The 23425-nt window shown below is 39.9% G+C and carries 27 protein-coding genes, 1 pseudogene and 1 other annotated feature; of the genes and pseudogenes, 5 read left to right on the top strand and 23 right to left on the bottom strand.

The genetic code is table 11. From position 1 onward, the window contains the following. Positions 1–5 precede the first annotated feature (5 nt). From V6Z54_RS14265 to V6Z54_RS14210, 12 genes are all read right to left on the bottom strand, one after another. Positions 6–470, bottom strand: coding sequence for a MarR family transcriptional regulator (locus V6Z54_RS14265; protein WP_241768910.1), 465 nt, complete (start codon positions 468–470; stop codon positions 6–8). Between the two features lie 84 nt (positions 471–554). Then, on the bottom strand, positions 555–1280 hold the full coding sequence (locus tag V6Z54_RS14260; protein ID WP_075611675.1) for a DsbA family oxidoreductase: 726 nt from the start codon (positions 1278–1280) through the stop codon (positions 555–557). 139 nt (positions 1281–1419) lie between these two features. After that, positions 1420–1977 carry a 6-phospho-3-hexuloisomerase gene (gene hxlB / locus V6Z54_RS14255; protein WP_338527439.1) on the bottom strand — a complete coding sequence of 186 codons (558 nt, stop codon included), beginning with the start codon at positions 1975–1977 and terminating at the stop codon, positions 1420–1422. After that, a complete protein-coding gene (hxlA, locus tag V6Z54_RS14250; protein WP_073979770.1) occupies positions 1974–2606 on the bottom strand; it encodes a 3-hexulose-6-phosphate synthase in 633 nt (210 codons plus the stop codon). The genes hxlB and hxlA overlap by 4 nt, the downstream gene beginning before the upstream one ends. Before the next feature lie 238 nt (positions 2607–2844). Continuing rightward, a complete protein-coding gene (locus V6Z54_RS14245; RefSeq protein ID WP_012010675.1) occupies positions 2845–3201 on the bottom strand; it encodes a winged helix-turn-helix transcriptional regulator in 357 nt (118 codons plus the stop codon). A 75-nt stretch (positions 3202–3276) separates the two neighbouring features. Continuing rightward, positions 3277–4146: an alpha/beta hydrolase gene (locus V6Z54_RS14240; RefSeq protein ID WP_041086329.1), complete on the bottom strand. Its 870-nt coding sequence runs from the start codon at positions 4144–4146 to the stop codon at positions 3277–3279. Positions 4147–4226: 80 nt separating this feature from the next. Next, entirely contained in the window at positions 4227–4376 is a 150-nt protein-coding gene (locus V6Z54_RS14235; RefSeq protein WP_175297152.1) for a hypothetical protein, read from the bottom strand. Between the two features lie 18 nt (positions 4377–4394). Beyond that, entirely contained in the window at positions 4395–4742 is a 348-nt protein-coding gene (locus V6Z54_RS14230) for a YxiJ family protein (protein WP_041086332.1), read from the bottom strand. Between the two features lie 150 nt (positions 4743–4892). Further along, positions 4893–5363 carry a hypothetical protein gene (locus tag V6Z54_RS14225; RefSeq protein ID WP_041086334.1) on the bottom strand — a complete coding sequence of 157 codons (471 nt, stop codon included), beginning with the start codon at positions 5361–5363 and terminating at the stop codon, positions 4893–4895. An 85-nt stretch (positions 5364–5448) separates the two neighbouring features. Further along, complete coding sequence (locus tag V6Z54_RS14220) at positions 5449–6072, bottom strand: hypothetical protein (protein WP_269103242.1); 624 nt, start codon at positions 6070–6072, stop codon at positions 5449–5451. 101 nt (positions 6073–6173) lie between these two features. Then, positions 6174–6962: a BPU family class D beta-lactamase gene (blaBPU, locus tag V6Z54_RS14215; RefSeq protein ID WP_269103241.1), complete on the bottom strand. Its 789-nt coding sequence runs from the start codon at positions 6960–6962 to the stop codon at positions 6174–6176. 125 nt (positions 6963–7087) lie between these two features. Beyond that, complete coding sequence (locus V6Z54_RS14210) at positions 7088–8251, bottom strand: acyl-CoA dehydrogenase family protein (RefSeq protein WP_073979773.1); 1164 nt, start codon at positions 8249–8251, stop codon at positions 7088–7090. 144 nt (positions 8252–8395) lie between these two features. Here V6Z54_RS14210 and V6Z54_RS14205 point away from each other — a divergent pair, with 144 nt between their 5' ends. From V6Z54_RS14205 to V6Z54_RS14190, 4 genes are read left to right on the top strand one after another with little or no spacing between them, the layout of a single operon-like run. Further along, positions 8396–9160, top strand: coding sequence for an amino acid ABC transporter ATP-binding protein (locus V6Z54_RS14205; RefSeq protein WP_041086341.1), 765 nt, complete (start codon positions 8396–8398; stop codon positions 9158–9160). Next, entirely contained in the window at positions 9157–10017 is an 861-nt protein-coding gene (locus V6Z54_RS14200; RefSeq protein WP_073979775.1) for an amino acid ABC transporter substrate-binding protein, read from the top strand. The genes V6Z54_RS14205 and V6Z54_RS14200 overlap by 4 nt, the downstream gene beginning before the upstream one ends. Next, positions 10014–10712: an amino acid ABC transporter permease gene (locus V6Z54_RS14195; RefSeq protein WP_041086347.1), complete on the top strand. Its 699-nt coding sequence runs from the start codon at positions 10014–10016 to the stop codon at positions 10710–10712. Before V6Z54_RS14200 ends, V6Z54_RS14195 begins: the two co-directional genes overlap by 4 nt. A gap of 13 nt (positions 10713–10725) precedes the next feature. Next, a complete protein-coding gene (locus V6Z54_RS14190; protein ID WP_073979776.1) occupies positions 10726–11436 on the top strand; it encodes an amino acid ABC transporter permease in 711 nt (236 codons plus the stop codon). 35 nt (positions 11437–11471) lie between these two features. Here V6Z54_RS14190 and V6Z54_RS14185 read toward each other — a convergent pair whose 3' ends face one another. From V6Z54_RS14185 to V6Z54_RS14140, 10 genes are all read right to left on the bottom strand, one after another. Beyond that, positions 11472–12302, bottom strand: coding sequence for a manganese catalase family protein (locus V6Z54_RS14185; RefSeq protein ID WP_041086351.1), 831 nt, complete (start codon positions 12300–12302; stop codon positions 11472–11474). Positions 12303–12427: 125 nt separating this feature from the next. Further along, a complete protein-coding gene (locus tag V6Z54_RS14180) occupies positions 12428–13468 on the bottom strand; it encodes a 2,3-butanediol dehydrogenase (protein ID WP_041086353.1) in 1041 nt (346 codons plus the stop codon). 70 nt (positions 13469–13538) lie between these two features. Next, entirely contained in the window at positions 13539–14759 is a 1221-nt protein-coding gene (locus V6Z54_RS14175; protein ID WP_338527438.1) for an MFS transporter, read from the bottom strand. 53 nt (positions 14760–14812) lie between these two features. Next, positions 14813–15053, bottom strand: a binding site (T-box leader). 78 nt (positions 15054–15131) lie between these two features. Beyond that, positions 15132–15884: a glucose 1-dehydrogenase gene (locus V6Z54_RS14170; RefSeq protein WP_338527437.1), complete on the bottom strand. Its 753-nt coding sequence runs from the start codon at positions 15882–15884 to the stop codon at positions 15132–15134. Positions 15885–16020: 136 nt separating this feature from the next. Beyond that, positions 16021–17142: an ABC transporter permease gene (locus V6Z54_RS14165; RefSeq protein WP_041086359.1), complete on the bottom strand. Its 1122-nt coding sequence runs from the start codon at positions 17140–17142 to the stop codon at positions 16021–16023. Continuing rightward, positions 17135–18301: an ABC transporter permease gene (locus V6Z54_RS14160; protein ID WP_041086361.1), complete on the bottom strand. Its 1167-nt coding sequence runs from the start codon at positions 18299–18301 to the stop codon at positions 17135–17137. Before V6Z54_RS14160 ends, V6Z54_RS14165 begins: the two co-directional genes overlap by 8 nt. A gap of 19 nt (positions 18302–18320) precedes the next feature. Further along, a complete protein-coding gene (locus V6Z54_RS14155) occupies positions 18321–19265 on the bottom strand; it encodes an ABC transporter ATP-binding protein (RefSeq protein ID WP_041086364.1) in 945 nt (314 codons plus the stop codon). Between the two features lie 326 nt (positions 19266–19591). Then, on the bottom strand, positions 19592–20365 hold the full coding sequence (locus tag V6Z54_RS14150) for a class I SAM-dependent methyltransferase (protein WP_041086366.1): 774 nt from the start codon (positions 20363–20365) through the stop codon (positions 19592–19594). 85 nt (positions 20366–20450) lie between these two features. Then, on the bottom strand, positions 20451–21665 hold the full coding sequence (fdhA, locus tag V6Z54_RS14145; protein ID WP_024423097.1) for a formaldehyde dehydrogenase, glutathione-independent: 1215 nt from the start codon (positions 21663–21665) through the stop codon (positions 20451–20453). 413 nt (positions 21666–22078) lie between these two features. Further along, a complete protein-coding gene (locus V6Z54_RS14140; RefSeq protein ID WP_338527977.1) occupies positions 22079–22681 on the bottom strand; it encodes a class I SAM-dependent methyltransferase in 603 nt (200 codons plus the stop codon). A gap of 317 nt (positions 22682–22998) precedes the next feature. Between V6Z54_RS14140 and V6Z54_RS14135 the strand changes: the two are divergent. Continuing rightward, a pseudogene (locus V6Z54_RS14135) lies at positions 22999–23073 on the top strand (YjcZ family sporulation protein); the annotation flags it as partial. Positions 23074–23116: 43 nt separating this feature from the next. Here V6Z54_RS14135 and V6Z54_RS14130 read toward each other — a convergent pair. After that, positions 23117–23272, bottom strand: coding sequence for a hypothetical protein (locus V6Z54_RS14130; RefSeq protein WP_223251019.1), 156 nt, complete (start codon positions 23270–23272; stop codon positions 23117–23119). Positions 23273–23425: the final 153 nt, after the last annotated feature.

Genomic DNA, 23425 nt, shown 5'->3' with positions numbered 1-23425 from the left:
CATTCTCATCCTTTCTCTTCGTTTTGATGTGGGATCAATTGATCAAGCTTTTCATAAATCGATGTCAATGTGGAGATCTCATCGAAGGATAATGCTGAATAATATTTTTCAATAATCGCAAGCTCTACCTTTCTCATATTCTCTAGGTACGTTATGGCCTTCTCAGAAAGTTCAACATGCAATTCCCTCCGATTATGCGGGTTAATGCTGCGGCAAATCCATTCTTTTTTTTCAAGCGTGTTTAACAATTGACTCACTGCACTTTGAGTGATACCTAATTGCTGGGCAATTTGAATAGGAGAACTTCCCCCTTTCTGCTCAATAAAATTCAGTACAATATGCTGCTTATCGGTTAACTCATCTACAAATAATTCTTCAAACTCTAATCGGAGCTTTTGATGGATGCGAGCTTCGATATTGTTTAGCTCTTGGATCATAGCTGTTTTGGATATCACTTTTATCACCTTCATAATTAATATACCTTAATTATGAAGCAAACTTTATATTAAATCAACAAAAATCCCCATCTTTTAGAAAGATAGGGAATTTGCCTATTACGCTTCTTCTTTAGGGGTAGGTACTGCGCATACGCCATTTGCACATGCCGCTTCAAATGAAGTGGCAGCCGTTTTCTCAGCTTGAGCTGCTTCCTCTTTCCAAGCTGTTTCAAGTGCACGCAGGAACGTATCGGCTGGCTGTGCACCTGCAACTGAATACTTGTCATTGATCAAGAAAAACGGAACAGCATTGATACCAAGCTGTCTCGCTTCTTGTTCGTCTTTTCGGACATGATCGGCAAATGCTTCGCCGCCCAAAACTTGCTGTACTTCCTTCTCATCAAGACCAGCTTTTTCTGCAATGTCTAAAAGAGTTTGACGGTCACCAACATGCTTTCCATCTGTAAAATACGCTTGAAACAGCTCTCCCATGACGAAATCACCTTTCCCCTTTTGACCAGCATATTGCGCCAATCGATGAGCATCAAAAGTGTTTGTCAACACGAGCGGATCGAATTGAAAATCGATTCCTTTCTCTTTACCAGCCTGCTTCACCTGCTCATTCATCGCCATGGCCTGGCTGCGGCTCATACCATATTTTTTGACAAGCATATCGTGAACGTCATGATCGACATCAACAGGTGCGTGCGGATCAAGCTCAAAGCTTTTAAACTCTATCTCTACCTGTTTCTTCTCTGGAAATTGTTCTAGCGCTGTTTCCAGCTGTTTTTTTCCTATATAACAAAAAGGACAGGCGATATCTGACCAAATTTGTACTTTCATCTTCATCTTCCTTCCGTGCTGCACTTTTTCTTCAACGATGTAACAATTATAGTTACATCAATTAGATGATGTCAAGATTCTGATCTTGATTTAAATGAAAAAGCCTCTCCTTTTAAGAAAGGAAAGGCTTTGAAAATACCTATTCTAAATTTGCATGGTGTCCGTACATTTTATGTGTGTCAAGCTCTTTTATTTCCATTAACCTTAAAATGACCGCATCGTATGTCAGAAGAAGCGACTGCTCAAATAGTGAGCCCATTGGCTGAATGGTATGATGGTTTCCTTCCTGTTGATCCTTCGGTGCACCTGACAATAAGATGAATTCATCCGATAGATCAGCTAAAGGTGACTCAGCAGAAAGCGTGAACGCTGCCACTTTTCCGCCAATTGCTTTTGCCTTTTTTGCAAGGACAAGTAAAGACTCTGTACGGCCAGATCCGCTCCCGACAATCAAAAGATCCTCTTCTGTAAAGGAAGGCGTATTCGTTTCTCCAATTACATATGCCTTGACGCCAATATGCGTAAGTCTCATCGCAAACGATTTTCCCATCAAGCCAGATCTGCCTGCACCTGTCACAAAGACTTTTTGTGCAGATAAAATACTTGTGACCAGGCACTCTGCTTGTTCGTCTTGAATGGCAGACGAATGATCAGAAAGCTCATTTAAAATGGCTTTCACATAGTCGCTGGTCTTCATGATTGTGCGATCAGCTGCTTCATTTGTGCAGCCACTTCTGCTTTATTGTCTTGGCTTGCGATACCGCCGCCGACAATGATTAAATCAGGGTTTAATTTCACGACTTCAGGTAACGTATCAAGCTTAATTCCACCTGCAATCGCTGTTTTCGCTTGCTTGACAACTTCTTTAATCGTCATAAGATCAGCAAATGAATTTTGACCAACCGCTTGCAGGTCATAGCCTGTATGCACACAAATATAATCGACTCCAAGCGCATCCAGCTCTTTTGCACGGCCTGCGATATCTTTGATGCCAATCATATCAACTAAAATTTGTTTTCCTCTTGCTTTCGCTTCTTTCACCGCTCCTTGAATGGACATGTCTTCTGCCGCTGCAAGAATGGTGACGATATCTGCTCCAGCTTCAGATGCCTGCTGCACTTCATAGCCGGCAGCATCCATAATTTTTAGATCAGCGAGTACATGTAAATTCGGAAAAGCCTTCTTGACTTCTTTTACAGCACGAAGCCCTTCGTTAATTACAACAGGTGTCCCAATTTCGACCACATCAATGGATGCTTCTACTTCTTTGATCAGCTCAATTGCCTCTGGTATATTCACTAAATCTAATGCTAATTGTAATTTCATCAACTTTCACTCCCGTTTTTCATCTCATCTTCAAGAGCTCCGCGGATGATGCATCTTGAACGATGAAATGAGTATAACAACAGGAATGACGCAATGTAAGTACGCACTTTTTTTTTACATACTATACTTTTCCGCATATGGTTACAAAAAAGATACTGTCTTTTGGCCAGTATCTCAGGGTAAAGACAAAGGGCTAAATAAAGTAATTTTAGCCCTTTGTCTACAATCGGTAGTCTTTCTATTTATCATCTTTTAAGAAATTGCTGTCGAGATATTGTTTTCCCCAATCATACATCGCCTCTAAAATCGGCATTAAGCTTTCTCCTAGTTCTGTGAGAGAATACTCAACCTTTGGCGGGACGACAGGATAAACCTCCCGGTGCACAATGTGATCTTCCTCTAATTCTCTTAGCTGATTGACAAGCATTCTTTGCGTAATCCCTGGCATTAACGACTTTAACTCACCAAAACGTTTTGTCCCTTCTCTGCCAAGGTGCCATAAAATCAGCATTTTCCACTTACCGCCGATTATATTCAGCGTCAGCTCTTTTTCGCAGTTAAACACTTTATTTTCCATTCGTGATGACAACGACATACACTCCTTTAATAACAAACCACTTAGGTTTTATCATAACTGCAACAAAATGGATTGTCGAACATATGGTCTTCGTTATTGATTTTGTTTTTTAACAAAAGCCATCACAGCCTCTGTCATTTTTTGTGCTTCTTTTGGCGCTCTGTCTGATCCAAACCATTTATTCAGGTCACTGTGGCTCAGCGTATGCACCCGAAAAACAAACCGAGAGCCTTTATCATGATTCAGTTTTTCTGCAAATCGGTACACCTCAGGATTTTCCCAGCCCGTGACCAAATAAACAGGCAGTACATTCTTTTGATTCATATAAGTGACAGGTGATGCCTTTGTCCAATTCTCCTTTTGTTTGCCAAAGACTTTTTTATACGATGGGATGGCTTGTATAAATTGATTGAGGTTTAACGGCCCGTCTAGAACAACAATGGAATTGATCGTTTTTGGCGACAGCCCTACACGTTTTAAGTAGGTCGAATCTGTGGCAACCAGCGCCGTCAAATGACCGCCCGCTGAGTGACCCATGACATTGATTTTGGATGAATCGATTTGATATTCATCCGCATGATCCTTCACCCATTTAATGGCGTTTGCCGTATCATCTGCCATCTGCTCATAGTTTGCATCAGGGTGAAGCCTGTAATTCATTGAAACAAACACATACCCTTGACCTGTAAAATAATCAGCTTTAGAAGCGACTCTATTCTTATCGCCGCCCGTCCAGCCGCCGCCATGGAGATAGATCATCACTGGATGCTTCTTCTTTTTATCTTCATCTTTGCCCTTCGGCATATACATATCGAGTGTTTGCTGTTTATTTTGTGTGTCTGCATAATGGATATTGGTTGTCGGCTTAGGCTGGTTGAAACGGAACACAAAGAATGCGCATACCAATAAACCAGCGATGACTGCTGCAAATAAGAGCCATTTCAAGATTCGATTCAATGTCATTGCACCTTTCTGTGTTGGGATGGGGAAGCATAAGTAGCAGATATGTAGATAAACTAGCACCATTCAATTCGATACTAGATTCATATGGGATGTGCAAGAGCAAAACAATTGATCAAGTCGTCATATTCATTATACTCTTTAAAGTAGTGAATTTCATTGATTTGCTTTAGATAGTTGATATCGAAATCAGGGATTTGATTCTGGATTTTTCCATCTAAAATCCATGTCATTGTTTGTCCTCCAAGACGTTATTGTATAAATGCAATGATTCGTTTTCTTGTTTCTTCATGGTATTGAACGTAGGAATGCAATAAAGGATACGATTCAAGGATATGTTGAAACGATTTGATTTGAGGGGATTGCTCTCCAAATGACTGACGTAACACGTTTAACTGTTTTTTCGGTATTCGTTTATGATCAACCACATAACTCAAACTGCCTGCAACAAGTGAAAAAAATAAATAAAAATCATCTGAGGGCATACCAGTTTCTTCTTCAAAAGAGACGATATCATCTGGATAAGCGGAATCTAATAAGTATTGATAACGCTGCTTTAAATCATCGAATAAATCTTGTTTATCACGGCTGATTTTCATGGATTTTTCCCCTTTCTCTCATTGTCTTTAAATTATCAAATTCTTCAAGTAGTACATTGTACAAGTTCCATATCCCACGAGGATGATAGCTACATTCGATCCATCTTTCTAAACTACTAAATATCACATTCACTCTCCTAACGAATCGTGTCACGGAGTTTGTAAATATTCTTCAAATGAAATAAAGTCAGCTTTTTTTCGAAATTGGCTTAAAATATTCTGATCTCCTGTAAAAATAACATCTGTCGAATCAAAAAAACCCATTTCAAACACGGCTTGAGGGATAGCTGGTGTATAATTCACGTTCCAATACCGGTCATTATCTTCAATTTGAGGAATTGAACTGATATTCAAATGATCTACATGTCGAGGCAATGCGGTCAAAACAGCGAAAATAAAAGAATAACAATAATCATTTAAGAATTTTTTGAAATGTTCACCCTTTAGAAATAAAAAATCCGTATAATCCGGCATTACTTCTGAATGGAATTCATTTTGCCGATCATGAAGCATTGTGAGTGTCACATCGCTTATGACCCAGTTATACTCTTCTACGTTTAAATTGATTTTCTTTATTAATTCATTTGCTTCGAATAAATCTTCGGCTAATACGATTCTCATATACTTTCTCCATCTCATGAAATGATAAATTTTAAAAATAGTGTACATCCCCATAAATATGTGTTACCTTCTTCAGTAAAAATCCTCACTCTAAGTCGGAATAATTAGATTGAAATCGAGAGAAATATTCATTGGATAATTTCTCTTGATTAAATAACAGTTCTAACCAATTTGCTAAAACAGGATGATCCAATGGTTTCCATTCTTCATCTAATAAAATATTTTGGAGACAATCTTTTTTTAATACCAACCCTATGATACAAATTTCCATATCTCTATCTGCCCAAATCGCCCACTGCAAAGAATGAGATAACCAGACAACTATATTCGAATTCGTGATTATATTATCCGCTATGGAACCTTTCGGGTGCATCCATAGTGCATTTACATAATCCTCACCTGAAATGTTCACACTCGCTTTCAGCCAATTGTAATAACCAAACTCCTTTAAATAGTAATCAACTGGATCTGGTTTAAGGACTGCGGTCAAAAATTCTCCATCATGTGTTAAATTGGATAACTCCTTGATTGTAGGTAAGATATCATCACTTAATGCCCAATCAAACTCTTGAAATAAAAAACAATCAAAATTCTTACGGAAGACATGTTGTGGAAGACCTTTATTTTGATCAAATACATGCTCCACTAAATTCTGATAGAACTTGAATTCTTTTTCTGAATGAATAAACAAGTGCTCAGGCTGGTTCAAGGAAAAGCCCCCTTCTCATGTGATGTCACTATTACTTTCTAAAAATAACCCATATATCATCATCTTATCAAAATATCTCCTTTTATATATAAAAAAGCATCCTAAACGGATGCTTCAATCAAATGATATTTTTTCAAAATACGATAGGTAATTTCTTTTGCTTCTAGTCCAGTGCCTTCGATATTTGTGGCGAAGATGTAGGTTTTGTTTTCATGTTTGATGAAGCCTACGTACCAGCCAATGCCTGAGCCGGAGCCTGTTTTTCCGTATAGGGTGGCATGTTTCTCTTCTTCTTGTATCATCATTCGTTTGACCGTTCTCATGACAGATAGGTCAAATGGGAGACTTTCTTCATATAGCTGTTTGAGGAAATGGACTTGTTCTACTGGAGAAATGCGCAACGAACTGCTTAACCAAAATTGATCGATTCCGCCAGATATGTCTTCATTGCCATATTGTATGGCTTTCACCCAATGGCTCATGCGTTCTTCCCCGATGTCACGCGCCATGGCTTGATAGTACCAGACGACTGAATCTCTCATGCCAGAGCCCAGTGTATGATCCTTATTCCAGTTATCAATTTCTCTTTTTACTCCGTCCCAATATTTAATGTCATATTCATCTCTCACCGCGCCGGTTTGGAGGCCGATGAGGGCATTTGCCACTTTAAATGTTGATTGTGGGGCAAAGCGCTTGTTCGCTCTTTTTTTGTTATATACCCATGGCGATTTTTCTTTTACTTCTTGTATCACAAATGTGCCTTCCCTGTCTTTCAAGAATTCATCTACTGACCAGGCTGGTGATGTTCCCTCACTTGATGACGGCTGACCGATACAAAGTGCCATCAGCATAATGGAGGAAACCAGCCATTTCATATGCTTTTTCTTCAAAAAAATCGCTCCTTTTCCCATGATTTGTATCAATTGTAGCATGCCTGAGCGATGGGACATAAGGTACGCTTGTCCTCTTTTCTACCAAATAAAAAAAGCCGGTTTCATCCGGCTTTTTGATCATATTAGCTTTCTTTTTTCTCTTCGATAGCCTGCTTCGCGATTTTTGAAATCGTCATATCATCCATTGGCGGGTTATGGAGCCCAGCCCGAATATCTCGATAGTAACGCTGAAGCGGACAGCCAAGGCTCAAGCTTTTTGCACCGACTAAACGCATGGCTTTATCGACCACCTGCAGACTATGATTGACGACTGTATGCTTCACTGCACCGAATTCATTGATTAACAGCTCTCTTTTCTCAGGCTGTTCATACAATGTTGTCGTTGAATAGATGACATGGCGTGCTTGCTTTAGTAGTAAATCAATTTCGCCAATCAGTGTTTGGACATTCGGCAGGTCACTAATCGTTCCGCTAATACTGTTCGGTGAATGGGTAATGGCATACTGAACAGCATAATCTCTTGCCGCTTGCGCAATCCCTAAATAGCAGGAAGGAATATGGGCGATCCAAGGGTTTAACGTACCGCCTCGAGGTCCTTTTTGCACTTCAACAAGCATGTCATCTGGGACTTCCACTTGGTCTAGGATTAAATCATGGCTTTCTGTTCCTCTCATGCCGACAACATCCCATGTTTCTTCTATAGAAACACCTTCTGTATCACGGTGAATTAAGAAGAATCCCATCGCTTCTTTTTCTTCAATCCATACACCGACTAAAAAGTATGTGAGAGCTGGTGACATCGTTGTGAAAATTTTACGTCCATTGATCACCCAGCGATCACCTGATTTAATCGCTGTTGTTCCAGGCTTGCCGCCTCTTGTTGGGCTGCCTGTCTGCGCCTCACTCACAGCGCGGTTGACAAGGGCGCCCTTCTTCACTTCTTCCGCAAAGAATTGCAGCTGATTCTCATTCCATAGTTTCTTTTCATAAATTTCACCTACAACTCCTTGGTGCCAGCCGATCGATAAGGCAGTTGCTCCGTCCATGCTCCCAAGCGTTTCTTGAAATAGAACCATATCTGTTACAGATTGACCTCCGCCTCCATATTCAGTAGGAAGAGACAGGGTTGTATATCCCATGTTTACTAATGATTCAATATTCTTTTTAGGAAAATAAGCGCCTTCATCATGTTTTTTTGCGTTTTGTTCAATCGTTTCACGAAGAGATTCCAGCTGATTGAGCCATGTTTTTTGAAAATCGGTATCGACAAATAATGCTTTAGACAAAACGTATCCAACTCCTCTGTTTCTCACAATCTATGATATCTCATTTATCCAATCGGAATGAATAAAACACACTTTACTTATAGGATTTAATGTGTTAAATTTTATCAATATTAAGTACATCTGTCAAAGGAACGTGATGCTTTTATGATCTCAGCTACTAATCTACATAAATCTTATGGGCAGACCCATGTGTTAAAAGGCATTGATTTTTCCGTACAAGAAGGTGAAGTGGTTGCCATTATTGGACCGAGCGGATCAGGAAAAACAACACTTCTTCGCAGTTTAAACAGCCTCGATATTCCAGACAAAGGAGAGCTGACTGTTGGAGAAGCCACGATTCAATTTGAACAATATCATAAAAAAGATCTTTTAAAACTAAGGCAGCAATCTTCCATGGTATTTCAGCATTATCACTTGTTTCAAAATAAACGAGCACTTGAAAATATTACAGAGGGATTGATTGTGTCCCAAAACATGTCTAAGAAAGAAGCAGAAAAGGTTGGAGAGCAATTTTTAACGCGGATTGGACTGCTACATAAAAAGGATGCATTTCCGAGTGAATTATCAGGCGGTCAGCAGCAGCGGATTGGAATTGCCCGCGCTCTTGCGATGAATCCTGCGGTGCTTTTGTTTGATGAACCAACGTCCGCACTGGACCCAGAGATGGTTGGAGAAATCCTTGAAATGATCAAAGATATTGCAAGCCAAGGAATGACGATGGTCATTGTGACACATGAAATTTCCTTTGCAAAGGACGTAGCGGATACGGTGATCTTTATGGCAGATGGGGAAATTGTTGAAAAAGGCTCACCAGAAGACGTCCTGATAAAGCCACAGCATGAACGAACGAAACAATTTTTATCCAGAATCCATCGCGGAATGTGGCAAGAATCGGAGGAAGACATATGAAGCAAAAGACAGCATTCATGACAGCTGGTGTCCTCCTATTTCTCCTCGCTCTGATTGGCTGCAGCAGTGTAAAAACAACAACAGATGATGGGAAACAAATTGTGAAAGTCGCACTGAGCGCAGAGGTCAATCCACCCTTTTTAGCGACAAATGACCGAAACGAACCAATTGGCTATAACATTGATTATTTAAATGAAGTAGAAAAAAGACTTCCGCACATACATTTTGATTACATCTTTGGCGAGGAAGAATCCAATTTAATTGGTGTTGGCGCAGGGAAATTTGAAATGGCAGCTAATTGGTTTTTCAGTAACCCTGAACGTGAAAAGCGGTTTCTTTACCCTAAAGTTCCGTACGGCTATTCGATGACAGGTTTAATTGTGGATGAATCAAACCAAGATATTCAATCACTTGACGATATGACATCTAAAAAGCTGGCTCCTGTCAGTCCTAGCGGCGGATTGCGTTCCATATTAAATCAATATAATGAAGAACATGATCCAGATATTTCGCTGACAACCATTGAAAGCCCTTCAAATGAACTCAACTTAAAGCGCGTTGAAAGCGGACGGTCCGATGCGGTCTTTATGAATATTTCGACCTTTGATACCATTCAACAGCATCTGAACCTGAAGGTCAAAGTGGGCGGGATCGTGTCAAAGGAGCCTATCTATCTTGTCTTACAGCCAAGCCAGAAACAGCTTACAGCAGATTTGGACCGGGTTACACAAGAGATGATTGATGATGGAACATTGCCTAAGCTTGCGAAAAAGTGGTTTGGGGTTGATTTCTTTCAAGATATTGACTACATCTCAGAGCAAGGCTATCAATATGAAGAAAGGAAGGAAGCGTCATGACGTTTACAGCTGGAGATTGGCTGCGGATCTTTTTACAGGTGCTTGAACGCCTGCCACTCACTTTTCTCATTATTGTAGTGTCATTGTTTTTCGCTATCATAATAGGACTTTTATTTGCATGCATTCGTATTAAGCAAATCCCAGTGCTGAAGCAATTGGCTGTTGTCTATTTATCTTTTACACGAAGTACGCCATTAATTGTTCAGTTATTCTTAATTTATTTTGGACTGCCTCAGCTTTTACTTGTGGCAGGAATTCAAATCAACCATTGGGATCGTGTGTTATTTGTGATGATGACGTTCTCTTTACATACGGGCGCTTATTTATCTGAAGTTTTTCGCAGTGCGTATTCATCAGTTGGAAAAGATCAGCTTGAAGCCGCCTACATTGTTGGGATGACAGATACACAGGCCTTGATCAGGATCATTATCCCACAGGCCTTTCTCATTGCCCTTCCAAACCTCGGAAATTACACCATTGATCTTGTGAAAGACACGGCGATTGCCTTTACGATCGGGCTCATCGATATTATGGGACAGGTGAAGATTATCTTAGGAAATAACTATGGAATCGGCATGTTTGAAGTGTATGTAATCATTGCGATTGTGTACTGGCTCATTTGTATGAGCATTGAACTAGTCACCATGCTGCTTGAAAAGAAATTTGTAAAAGGCCGCACCAGCCTGTCACGTTAAGGAGGCGATTTAGATGCAAACCATTGATATTCCATTTGCGATTGACCAAGTACCTCATATTCTAAAAGGCGTTCCTTTCACCTTATTAATTGCACTAGTTTCTATGGCTGTGAGTCTTGTGATCGGATCTGTTTTTGCTTTCATTCGTCTCTTTCGCATCCCTGTTCTCAGGCAGCTGGTCACGCTCTACGTCTCCTTTTTTAGAGGAACGCCTCTTATTGTTCAACTGTTCGCTTTCTTTTATGGGCTTCCTTTTGTTCTAAGTAGCATGAGCGTCTTCGGGCTAACCTTTCACCCGGATATGGTCTCCCCACTAGCTGTTGCCCTCATTACCTTCAGCCTGCATTCAGCCGCCCATTTAACAGAGGTGGTCCGAAGTGCACTTCTCGCAGTAGACAAAGGGCAGCTTGAAGCGGCAAAAATTGTAGGCATGACAACAAGGCAGGCGATGCTGCGTATTATTTTGCCGCAGGCATTTGTTGTGGCCTTACCGAACCTAGGCAATCAGCTCGTCCAGCTATTAAAAGCGACATCTCTTTCGTTTACAATTGGAGTACTCGAAATCATGGGTATTTCCCGGATCATCGCAAATGACGGCTATCAGTTTTTAGAAACTTATCTCGTCTCTGCTTTGATCTATTGGCTGCTAAGCATTTTCTTTGAATTAGCTTTTACATTATTAGAGAAACGTGTCAGCGTGTACGGAAGAACTCTCGGACGTTAAAAAGTCGATCAGGCACAAAAACCTGATCGACTTTTTTATTCACCTTTTTTTGGGGTGTTAAACAGTTCTTTTGGTGCGGGTTTGAGCTTTGGTGCTGAGCCGAATACGACAGGTGCAGAAATATATCTGAACTCTCCTTTTCCATCCATGCTGCGGCCATGTGCCCATCTGCCTTCCTTGCTTTCTTCCCCTCTTGAGAAGTTAAACAAATCATAGGATACTTGCTGTTTTTCTAGTGAACGAGGGAAGGTGGTTGGTACGACGACATCCCCTTCCCGCTCTTCTAATTCCTTAATTGCCGCAAGCCACATATTTTGATGATATGTATCACGAGCAATGAGGAAGGAAAGCATATCCTTGACACCGCGGTCATCTGTCATTTCGTAAAGCCTTGTGACCTGAAGTCTCCCCTGTGATTCTGCATTTAAATTGGCTCTGAAATCTGCCATTAAATTTCCGCTTGCAATGATATACTTGGCATTCCACGGATACCCTTGACTATCCGCTGCCATCGCCCCTAAGCCGGCAACAATTGCATGCTGCGGGTTCATTCCGCCCATAACAGCCGCAAGTGCTGGATCGCTTTGATACGCCTGTTCCTGTTCTTTTACCGGTGCTTTATCAAGCAAACGTGCGATCATCGTCGCTAGCATTTCGACATGGCCGATTTCCTCTGTCCCAATATCAAATAATAAATCCCTATATTTTTGGTCTGCCCGGCAATTAAAGCCTTGAAATAAATATTGCATCATCACACTGATTTCACCATATTGACCGCCTAACACTTCTTGCAGCTTTTTCGCGTAAAGCGGATCAGGCTTTGAGGGCTTTGCTTCATATTGCAATTCTTTGATGTGATAAAACATGATGTCATCTCCCTTATCAAAAACATCTTTTCACTTATCACTATTCGACCGCAGCTCCCTTTATGAAAATGATCTGATTACATAAAAAAAGAGAATGGCTTATGCCATCCTCTTTGTTATCTTACTTATTCAGCACTGACTAAAATTTTCACTTGATCTTTTTCATTGATTAATGCATGGAAGCCATCCTCAATCACATCGTCCAGCTTGATTTTTTTCGTGACGAGTGTGTCTGCAGAGAAATAGCCTTTTCTCATTAAGTTTAATACAGATGGGAATACGTCTCTATAGCCGATAATTCCTTTTACTGTACGTTCTTTAATGACAATGTCATTCGGCATAATTTCTGCGCCTTTTTCCCAAATACTCACAATGACTGTTTCGCCTGAAATTCTAGTTGATTGGATTGCTTGCTTCAATACAACAGGTACACCTGTCACTTCAAAAGAAACATCGACGCCACCGTTTGTACGGCGTGCGATTTCTTGAACAACATCTTCATACTGAGAAGGATCCACAATGATCGCTCCGAGCTCTTTTGCTTTCTCTTGGCGTTCTTTTGATAGTTCAACTGCATAAATATCAGTAGCACCAGCTGCTTTTAATGCTTCAATGACAAGTAAACCAATTGGTCCGCAGCCAAACACAGCCGCTGTATCCCCAGCTTGTACTTTACTAGAACGTACCGCATATAAAGCAACTGCAGAAGGCTCAACAAGCGCGCCTTGCTCATATGAGATTTCGTCTGGTAATAAATGAAGTAATTCTTCATCAACTGATACATATTCAGAGAATCCACCGCCGCCTCCGGCAAGTCCTAAAAAGCCCATGTTTTCATCTAAGTTATAAGCACCTTGATGCCCGTGAGTTGCAAAAATAGGTTCAACAACCACTCGATCGCCTACTTTGTAATTGCTCACGCCTTCTCCTACTTCAACAACTTCCCCAGAGAACTCGTGTCCCAGCGTAACTGGTGCTTTTTCTTTTGTAAGTGGATGAGGTTCATTCACAGGAATGAAGATCGGTCCGCCTAAATATTCATGTAAATCACTACCACAAATGCCGCACCATTTTACTTTCAGTTTCACTTTACCTGGAGCAACTGTTGGTTCGTCAATTTCCTCTAGTCGAATGTCCTTTTGATCGTGCCAGCGTAGTGCTTTCATTTGTAAGACTCCTTTTCTCATCAATTTAATTAACTTACTTAAATAATGATAACATAATTTTTTTAATTTTCTAAGTAGGATGCACTATTTTTTTGGCAGTCAATGGACGAAAGATGACAAAACATAGCAATAGACAGATAAGAAGCATACATATACACCCAATGATGACGGAGATTCTGATTGAAAAAGCATGAGCGAGCCCGCCGAATATTCCTGTTATGGCTATTGTCAAAATGGCTTCAATGAAAGCATAAAAGCTGGCTATCCTTCCCATCACCTCTACTGGGATATTTGTTTGATAGAACGTCATAAAACCTGTATTTGCAAAAGCTAAAAAGAAGGCTAATATAAAAAAACCACCGGCTGCTACAAATAGTGTGCTGGAAAATGCATAAATAAGATAGCCAAACGCCACAAACAAACTGCCGACTCCAAGCATCAGCGAAACTGACAGCCTTTCGACAATGACCGAATTAAGACTTGCCCCTGCGATGATGCCTGCTCCAGCTATACTAACAAGAAGGCCATATTGAGTATCAGTCAGCATCAGTACTTCTTTTGCAAAGGCTGTTTCAAGTGAGTCAATGGCCGTAGGAAGGACCGATATCGCCGCACTAAATAATAAATATACCGCTATGATCTGGCGTGACGTCAGACTAAATCGCAGAACCAGCTTTGCATCCTCTTTTAACATTGAAAGGGAAAACCCCTTTTGGCCAGCATCTGTTTTGAGCAAATTCGGTAAACACATCGTTAACAGAGCAGATATCAAAAGGCAGCTCGCATTTACATAAATTGAAAGAACAGGCGTCCCGATTAAAAAAAGCAGACCTGCTGCTGCGGGTCCAAGTAAAAATCCACCGGATTGTAATAAAGAGCGAATGGCATTAAACCGTTTTCGGTTATCGGCCGGGATGAGTCCTGTCATATACACCATCGACGCTGGATGAAACATCGCTTGTGCCATCTGTATGAAAAACACCATGACATACAGGATGAGCAAATGTCCTGAAAATAAGGCAAAAGGGATGCATGCAATGAGCAAAGCACGGGTAATATCTAAACTGATCATCACATTCCGCTGATTCAGCCTGTCAATCAAACTGCCAGACCAGCTATTTGTCAAAAGAGAAGCTGCCGGTCTTAGCAAATAAACTGCTGTTACAGCAAGTACAGAGCCCGTTTCTTGAAAAATAAGAAGATGGAGGGCAATCATATAAATCCATTCTCCTATGTTTGCGATCCCGATGGCTCCAAGCAAAATACTCATATCCCGCCAATGTTTTGTCATCATTGTCCCCCCTATTTGTCATAAAAAAAATCCCGCCCCCAAGACATTTCTGTCTTGAGGACGGGATTTACTCCGCGTTGCCACCTCAGTTCATTCATCTGTTGCCAGATGAACCTTAGCGGGTGATCATTCACCCTTCTCTGTAACGGGAGAAATTCGCTGCACCACCATCCGAGAGAATCCGGTGCAGAGCTAAGAGGCTTGGTTCCATCATGCTTCCCAGCTCCTTCTCAGCTTCACGGAGTTCTCTGTGTGGGGCAGCTATGATGTACTCTTCTCTATTTGCGCTGTGTCTTTTTTTCATCACGATCTTCAGCTGAATTGTTACATATTGTACTGCGCCTCGAGCAAAGCGTCAATGTTTTTTTCATGTTAATCCGCATAAATCATTTTTCTAGTCATGCCGCCATCAACAACCAAATCTGTGCCGGTCACAAATTGATTGTCTTCATCTGTTAAATAAAAACAAGCTTTCACAATATCCTTTGGCGTGCCGACTCGATTGGAAAGATGCTGCTGATGGTCAATTTCTCGAAGACTTTTCTCATCCTTCGTTTCAATCCACCCAGGGGAAATGCTATTCACCGTAATGTGATCCTGACTAAAAGAAACCGCCAAGGCATGAGTAAGCGCGGAAATCCCGCCTTTTGATGCAGCATAAGCTTCCGTATGAGGCTCTGACATGGTCGCACGGGTGGATGAAATGTTCACAATGGAACCGCCTTTTGGATTCTCTTTCATATAACGTGCTGCTTCTCTAGCACATAAGAAAGTCCCTCTTACGTTTGTATGCAGGACATGATCCCACTCATCGACTGTTAACTCATAAGGCGATGCTGTGCACATGACGCCTGCATTATTGATGAGAATATCAATCGTTTTGCAGCGCTCCGCTGCAAACGACATTAAGCGCTGGATATCCTTCTCCTGTTTCACATCCGTTTTGATGAAATAAACTTCATAGGACTCTTTTCTCAGCTGCTCCTCCAAACGCTTCCCCTTCTCTTCATCTATATCCGCAAGCACCACACATGCTCCTTCTTTTGCATAGCCAGAGGCGATTGATTCACCAATTCCATTGGCTGCGCCTGTGATGATGACGGTTTTTCCTTTAAAATTAAGCATTTGATTGATTCCTTTCTCCATGAGATGTTGTCGTCTATCATACCATTTTGAGGAGTAGGCATGAATAAAAAACCCCTTTATTACAATTGAGAGCAATAGAGGATTTTTTCAAAACTAAAGGGATGAAGAAAAGTGATTAATAGGATCTGATATTTTTCAAACCAATCACCATAAAAGCAATCGTAAAAGCTGCTAAAACTGTTATGTCTAATAATAAGATTGATTGGTTGACCGTACCGCTCATGATCTCACCAAAACCAGACATCATCCACGTTTGCGGTATAGCCAAAGAGATCTTCTTCATAATGTCTGGAACGATATCTAAAGGCCAATAAATACCACCCAGCATGCACGATCCTACAATGACAATTGCACTAAATACTTCAGCTTGCTTTTTTGTATGAGATAAGGTGGCGATCATAAAGCCTAAACTCACAACAAGTCCTATAACAAATGATCCGAACACTAAAATAAAAAACAGGTTGCCTAAGTATACATGAAAGAACACAGATAAGACGGTCAAAAGAACACCTAATTGTATCCACCCAAGGAGGAAATAAGCCATAAAATAGCCCAGAAGCACATATATTTTATGAATTGGACTAGAAAGCAACCTTTGCCATGTATAATCTTTATACTCCAAATGTATAGATGACACAGAGCTTGAAATCGCAAACATCATAAACATAATGGTAAACCCAAGCGGTATCAAATTTGGCTGCTGGCTTGCTTGACCATCTTGATTTTTTTCAACCAATGAAATGGTGCCAGATCCATTTAACTTGTGCAATGCATTGGTGAGAGAAACACTTTTCTGCTCTTTCACACCCTGATTGATTTGATAAATGATGGCTGCTGTCTCTTTTAAATAGGGAGATAAGACTGCATATTCCTCAGTTTTCTTATAAACTGTCACATCAAAAATCTCTTTATTTTCTTTTAGATGGGACTTTAATTGGTTTGCCACTTTCACAGATGCAACTACCTTTTCTTCAGATACTAAATCTTTTGCGTCGCTTTCAGTCGTCTTTACCCAAAGAAATTTGGTGTTTTTTTCAAGAATATGAAAAATCTCTTGATCCAGTTTACCTTGACTGGACTCTAGAATAAAAGCAACTGTCGGTTTCTTTGTATCAGATGCGGTACTTCCAAAGATAAAACTAAATACCATTGGCATAACAAATAAAAAAATGAGAGTCAATGGGGACTTTAATGTTTCTTTTAGCTTTAACGTGATAATGGCTAATATTTTATGCATAACGATGCTTCCTTTCAAAAGACATTCTTAATAAAGCAATGATGAAGAAAGCTAGTCCCATCCCACAACTAAGTAATAATCCGTTTTGAATTTCACTAAAATCAGCACCTGCCATACTTTTCAAAAACATTTGAAGTGCAAGAGAATTAGGTAAAAAATAGCTGATATCAATCACCCATTGTGGGAATAAGTATAAGGGCACCATACTCCCACCTAAAGCAGCTAACACTTGAGTTCCTAAAATCCCCACACTGTTAAACGTTTTTTCTCTATTGATAAAAGAACCAATTAGCACCCCGAAACCTGCAGCATTTAATATAAAACTACATCCGATCATAACAACAGTAAAAGGCTCTCCCCAGTTCACCTTAAAGACAAAACTAGTAAATAAAATAATGACTGCGAGTTGAATTATACTCATCAAAACAATACCCAATAACTTTCCAACGATGTAACTAGTATTGCTTAATTTAGATACAATCAACCTTTTATAAACATCTTCCTCTTTTTCCTCTATCATACTGCCAACTAGAAAAACAACAGTCATTAATAAAAAAAGCACACCCATCCCGCCTGCGTAGTATTGGAAGGATGTAATCGGCTGGCTGTTGATATGAATATTTCTCTCGTTCACTAGGTCTTTTTTCAGTTGATCAGACACGATCTCCACTTCTTTACCTTGATTCAACGGCAACAGAATACGATTCATATGATAATTTTGAAAGAATTGCAAAATCACATTTTCCAGAACCATTTCCTGTAAGTTTGAATTAGGTCCTTTCAAAATATTCAATTGCACATGATCGTGATTCAATATGCTTTTTTCAAAATTCGGCTTGATGATTATACCCATTGTAATGTCCCTACTATTTAAATCTTTCTCTAGTTGATTTTTCGAGGTGACCTTCACATCAAATATGTCACTGAGTTCACTCTTAGACAATGTTGAAAGAAACATTTTACTTGTAGCGGACTTATCTTGATCTGTTATTCCCACTCGAAATGAATTGATCCTGATTTCACTATCTTTCTTCATGTTATCTCCAAATGCTGCACCTAAAATAGCAATTAATATGATAGGCATAAAAAAAAGTGTAAAAAAGCTTTTCTTATCCCTAAAAAACAATAATAGATCTTTCAGTACAACCCAAATGCTCATATGCTCACCTCCAAACAGCCTAATCCCTCAATTTTTTACTAGTTAAATATAAAAATACATTTTCTAGGTTTGGTTCTACGATTTCTGCTGAAATAATTTGAACATTTAATGCAGTCACACCTTGAATGAGACGACTTAATAGCTGTTGAGGATGTTGATCAAATATTTTAATTTGATTTCCGTGAATCACGATTTCCTTTAACGGATCTTCATCATTTATGTATTGACACACTCGATCTATTTCGCTCTGTCCATGTTCACGTTTAATAGTAAAAATAATTTCCCTTTGATTGCCGACAAGCTCACTTAATTCATGTTGATCTCCCATTGCAATGATCGATCCGTGGTCCAAAATAGCCATTCTTTCGCATAAATATTCGACTTCTTCCATGTAATGACTAGTATATATAATTGTCATCCCTTCACTATTTAACATTTTTACTGTTTCTAGTATGTGATTTCTTGATTGTGGATCTATACCTACAGTCGGTTCATCCATGATTAATAGTTTCGGTTGATGCAAAATCGAGCATCCGATATTCACTCTTCTTTTCATTCCTCCAGAGAATACTTTCACTTTGTCATTTGCTCTATCTTCAAGACCAATTAACTTAAGTGTTTCTTGTACTCTGCTTTTTAACTCCTTTCCTTTCAGTCCGTACATTCTCCCCCAAAATATTAAATTTTCTTTTGCTGTCAAATGTAAATATAAAGCGATTTCTTGCGGGACAATACCAATCATTTGCTGGGCCTTTTTTGTTTCTTTATTTAAATCTAAACCCCCAATCGTTACAGTACCGCTTGTTGCGCGGATAAGCCCTGTCAAGATGCCAATTAATGTGGTTTTTCCAGCACCATTCGGTCCCAACAGACCAAATGATTCTCCTTTTTTTAAGTGAAAGGTTACCCCTTTTAATACCTGTTGATCCTCATAATTTTTCTTAATGTCATGTACTTTTAGCACCCTATCTCTCTCCTCTAAACTGTATATCGTTCTCTTACATAAAATCCAAAAATATTTACCATCCAATCAAATCATAATATATGATATAAAATTCTACTATATATCAATATTTCCAATATGTTCATTTTAACATGTTATGTAATGAAGAAGAATAGTACGTACTTTTATAGGTTTAAAAAGCAAAAAAACTTACAAGATATTCTTGTAAGTTCTGTAATCAATCTATGCGGATCAAATACTAATTTCAGTCATATTGCAGCAAAAGCGGGGTGTCACCCCTCACAAATATTTGATCCTTCTTTTTCCAGAAAGTTCAATCGACATTTTTACCCTTTCCTGAAAAGAGCAATCCAGTCATCTACCTCTATTGATTCTATTTGATCCTCTGTCATTTTTAATCTATAATATTGCTTTATTTTCTCGTTAGCATCTAACAAGTATTTTGTAACGATCTCTTCTTCCTTTAAAGTTTTCGTTGTTCGCTTGACCCATTCTTGAAAAGGGTAACGTTTTTTTCGTTCCATTGATTTTACTTCTTTTATTCCCTCTTTTAAAAACAATTCCCGCCATTGTTCTGTCGATAGACAGGAGACATGACTTGGGTCTCTCAATCGTTCTAGCTCATTGATAAATAGTGCAAGCTCTTCATCATTTGGCGAAATATTATCAATAAAGAAAAACAGACCATTTGACTTTAATACACGAGATGCCTCTTTGGCAAACTGTTCAGGGTGCGGGAAATGGTGTGCTGCAATTCGGCATGTGACCATATCAAATGTGCCATCTAAAAAAGGAAGGCTTTCTGCATCCGCTACTACATAAAAAATTTGTGGATACGCTTTTAAATGAAGTGATGTATGAGAAAGCATTTCTTTCGTTAAATCCGTCGCAAACACTTGTTTCACATATGGAGCCAGTGTTTTTGCGGTATGCCCGCCACCAGTTGCTATATCGAGAACGACCCAGCTTTCTTCTGGAGCTGCCCATTCAACAATGAGATCTAGGTCTGCTCCCTTTGCATGAGTTTGACTCGTCACATACTTTTCTGCATTTCTCCCAAATTGTTCTATAACTCTTCTTTTGGCTTGATCTGTATTCATCTGATTCCTCCCCTTTGAAATAGATTGGATTTTCCACAATAAAGAGCCGTCCCATTTTATTGAGCGGCTCCTTTCATGTTAAAAATTATCGAGAAAGCATCCCGTGCGGATCAATGACAAATTTCTTCGCCACACCCGAATCAAAGTCACTATATCCTTTAGGAGCTTGATCAAGGTCAATGACGGTCGCATTGACGGCTTTGGCGATCTGTGCTCTTCCGCTTAAAATGGATTTCATTAGACTGCGATGATATTGCATAACAGGGGTTTGACCTGTCACAAAGGTATGAGCTTTCGCCCAGCCAAGTCCAATTCGCACTTTCAGAGAACCGACTTTTGCATCGGCATCCACTGCTCCTGGATCTTCTGTGACGTAAAGCCCTGGAATTCCAAGCTTGCCGCCAACTTTGGTAATATCCATAATTGTATTTAAAACGGTCGCTGGTGCTTCTCCCTGATCTCCATGACCCGAAGCTTCAAAGCCGACACAATCGACAGCACAATCGACTTCTGGCTCCCCTAAAATATTCGTAATTTGTTCGCCGATTCGATCATGTTTTCGTAAATTGATCGTCTCACAGCCGAAGCTTCTTGCCTGCTCCAGTCTTTGCTCATTCAGATCTCCAACAATCACAGCAGATGCGCCAAGAAGCTGAGCCGAATGGGCTGCTGCAAGACCTACTGGGCCAGCACCTGCAATATATACGGTCGAACCAGGCTTTACTCCTGCCGTATAAGCACCATGAAAACCTGTCGGGAAAATATCGGAAAGCATTGTCAGATCAAGGATTTTTTCCATCGCTTGATCTTTGTCTGGAAATTTGAGCAGCTGAAAATCTGCATATGGAACCATGACATACTCGGATTGACCGCCAACCCATCCGCCCATATCTACATATCCATAGGCAGAGCCTGGACGGTCCGGGTTTACATTTAAGCACACATGGGTCTTTTGTTCCTTACACATGACGCAGCGTCCGCATGCAATATTAAACGGAACGGACACGAGATCTCCTTTTTGAATAAATTCCACATCTCGCCCAACTTCAACGACTTCACCTGTAATTTCATGACCAAGGACAAGTCCTTCAGGTGCAGTCGTACGCCCTCTTACCATGTGCTGATCACTTCCGCAAATATTCGTCGTCACTACTTTTAAAATGACGCCATGCTCACATTTGCGCCCCACATTGGCTTTAGGTACACCCGGGCCATCTTTTAAGACCAAATCAGGGTATCCAATATCCTCAACTGCTACTTTTCCTGCTCCTTTATAAACGACACCTTTGTTTCCCGACATGATTTCATTCCTCCCTTTTGTTTAAAAATGAAGTCTCTACAATTTTCTCTATTTCTTAAGCAATTTCCTTCTTCAAACCGCACATTATGTGAAAAAGAATGGGGTACATGTCTACGTGAGAAAGAAAAATGTGTCTTCCAGTGAAATAAAAAAGAAAATATTGAAAAAAAAGCTAAACTTTTGCAGAACGGTGTCGATATAAGAAATAAGCCAGACAGGTATCCTTAATCGACAAACAAATTCCTTATATATACTATCATTCCTTACACACCTGGCTGGCGCCTACCTTACATACAAAAGGCTCTTCTGATGAAGAGCCTTTATTTATTTTTACATTTGATTGCAGGCAAAGAGGCTCCTCCGACAAAGAGCCTCTTTTTGAGTGCTTGTTCATTACCTGGGAAATATTTTCATCATTTTAAAGCTTTGATACAGATGTATGTATCATAGTGATAAACCGAGACTTCTCTAAAGTGATATGCTGAAAACAGACGGCTGATCTCTTGTTCACTGTACGATGAAAAAGATGTTGACCGTTTTTGTTCCTTGATCAGCTCTTGCTTTTGGAAAGATAAAAATACTTCACCGTCCACTTGAAGGACGCGGTACACTTCCTTCATAACTTGCTCAATATCCTTCAAGTAATAGATCATCTGCACCGTAAATAATTTATTGAATGATCTGTCTTCAAAAGGTAATTGCTCAGCCTTGCCAAGCGTAATAACAGCTTTGTCCTGTTCCGCAAGCTTCTTATGTTTTCTTTTTGCATATTTAATCATATGACGAGAGGCATCCACTCCATATACTTTTCCGCGGTCAAGTTTTTCTGCTACCTTTGATAATGTGATGCCTCTTCCAGTCCCAATTTCTAAAATTCGGTCATTTTCTTGTATATTTAAGAGTTGAAGCGTCCATTCATTGATATTATGATGATTTTTTTCCATATAGCGGGCAACCCATTTTGAGAACAAGCCTTTTGGTTCCCTCATTTGTTTTCCAATCCAGCTTTGAATCAATGTTAACACCTGCTTTTCACCAGTAAATAAAACTATTTACAAATTTTCTACTTTTCATATCGGCTCTCACCTAACAAAAATTAAGACCTAGTCCTAATTTATTTGTCCTTTATAAGACGCTTCTTTTCAGAAAATGTTTCGCAGAAAGTGAAAATTTTTTAACCTGAATAGGCGTTTTCATTATTTGTGCTTAGATTGATTTCGTTTTCTGCATGAGCTGCATAATTTATAAATGTATCTTGATTAGATAAAGGTGGTGCTAGATTATGGGCTTTGGCGGTTATTCTGGAGGCTACTGCGGTGGCTACGGTGGCGGTTTTGCAGGCGGATTCGCATTGCTTGTTGTACTGTTCATTTTGTTGATCATCATTGGTGCAAGCTGGATTTGCTAACGTAAAAGGAGCAGGAAACCATGACGTTTCCTGCTCCTTTTCTTTAATACCAATAAGTCCGGTACTGATACATATAACGTCTGAGCATTTCCTCTTGCTCTCTTTGCATGCGGTATGGATTGCCGTACCCGTGCTTTAAGGAATGCGGAATGGATGCATATCCGTGCCCCACAGACGGGAACCTCATATATGGTGACATCGACATTTCATTGATCACCTCACAATCTCCTTTTACGGTTATCATATGTGCAGGTGATCAATGTGGAGCGTGTCTAAACCTGGTCCTTCTCCCTCGTATAACAATCAAGCATTGCAAGCATCATAAACATGTCAATCTCCTCCTTTTCACATT

This window comes from Bacillus sp. MAG717A, from assembly GCF_036884855.1.
GTDB classification, from domain to species: domain Bacteria; phylum Bacillota; class Bacilli; order Bacillales; family Bacillaceae; genus Bacillus; species Bacillus safensis.
This window is presented reverse-complemented; position numbering and strand designations above follow the sequence as displayed.

Excerpts from the sequence above, each read along its gene's own strand:
- V6Z54_RS14265 (WP_241768910.1), bottom strand. The coding sequence starts at position 470 with ATGAAGGTGATAAAAGTGATATCCAAAACAGCTATGATCCAAGAGCTA.
- V6Z54_RS14260 (WP_075611675.1), bottom strand. The coding sequence starts at position 1,280 with ATGAAAGTACAAATTTGGTCAGATATCGCCTGTCCTTTTTGTTATATA.
- hxlB (WP_338527439.1), bottom strand. The coding sequence starts at position 1,977 with ATGAAGACCAGCGACTATGTGAAAGCCATTTTAAATGAGCTTTCTGAT.
- hxlA (WP_073979770.1), bottom strand. The coding sequence starts at position 2,606 with ATGAAATTACAATTAGCATTAGATTTAGTGAATATACCAGAGGCAATT.
- V6Z54_RS14245 (WP_012010675.1), bottom strand. The coding sequence starts at position 3,201 with ATGTCGTTGTCATCACGAATGGAAAATAAAGTGTTTAACTGCGAAAAA.
- V6Z54_RS14240 (WP_041086329.1), bottom strand. The coding sequence starts at position 4,146 with ATGACATTGAATCGAATCTTGAAATGGCTCTTATTTGCAGCAGTCATC.
- V6Z54_RS14235 (WP_175297152.1), bottom strand. The coding sequence starts at position 4,376 with ATGACATGGATTTTAGATGGAAAAATCCAGAATCAAATCCCTGATTTC.
- V6Z54_RS14230 (WP_041086332.1), bottom strand. The coding sequence starts at position 4,742 with ATGAAAATCAGCCGTGATAAACAAGATTTATTCGATGATTTAAAGCAG.
- V6Z54_RS14225 (WP_041086334.1), bottom strand. The coding sequence starts at position 5,363 with ATGAGAATCGTATTAGCCGAAGATTTATTCGAAGCAAATGAATTAATA.
- V6Z54_RS14205 (WP_041086341.1), top strand. The coding sequence starts at position 8,396 with ATGATCTCAGCTACTAATCTACATAAATCTTATGGGCAGACCCATGTG.
- V6Z54_RS14200 (WP_073979775.1), top strand. The coding sequence starts at position 9,157 with ATGAAGCAAAAGACAGCATTCATGACAGCTGGTGTCCTCCTATTTCTC.
- V6Z54_RS14195 (WP_041086347.1), top strand. The coding sequence starts at position 10,014 with ATGACGTTTACAGCTGGAGATTGGCTGCGGATCTTTTTACAGGTGCTT.
- V6Z54_RS14190 (WP_073979776.1), top strand. The coding sequence starts at position 10,726 with ATGCAAACCATTGATATTCCATTTGCGATTGACCAAGTACCTCATATT.
- V6Z54_RS14185 (WP_041086351.1), bottom strand. The coding sequence starts at position 12,302 with ATGTTTTATCACATCAAAGAATTGCAATATGAAGCAAAGCCCTCAAAG.
- V6Z54_RS14180 (WP_041086353.1), bottom strand. The coding sequence starts at position 13,468 with ATGAAAGCACTACGCTGGCACGATCAAAAGGACATTCGACTAGAGGAA.
- V6Z54_RS14175 (WP_338527438.1), bottom strand. The coding sequence starts at position 14,759 with ATGACAAAACATTGGCGGGATATGAGTATTTTGCTTGGAGCCATCGGG.
- V6Z54_RS14170 (WP_338527437.1), bottom strand. The coding sequence starts at position 15,884 with ATGCTTAATTTTAAAGGAAAAACCGTCATCATCACAGGCGCAGCCAAT.
- V6Z54_RS14165 (WP_041086359.1), bottom strand. The coding sequence starts at position 17,142 with ATGCATAAAATATTAGCCATTATCACGTTAAAGCTAAAAGAAACATTA.
- V6Z54_RS14160 (WP_041086361.1), bottom strand. The coding sequence starts at position 18,301 with ATGAGCATTTGGGTTGTACTGAAAGATCTATTATTGTTTTTTAGGGAT.
- V6Z54_RS14150 (WP_041086366.1), bottom strand. The coding sequence starts at position 20,365 with ATGAATACAGATCAAGCCAAAAGAAGAGTTATAGAACAATTTGGGAGA.
- fdhA (WP_024423097.1), bottom strand. The coding sequence starts at position 21,665 with ATGTCGGGAAACAAAGGTGTCGTTTATAAAGGAGCAGGAAAAGTAGCA.
- V6Z54_RS14130 (WP_223251019.1), bottom strand. The coding sequence starts at position 23,272 with ATGTCACCATATATGAGGTTCCCGTCTGTGGGGCACGGATATGCATCC.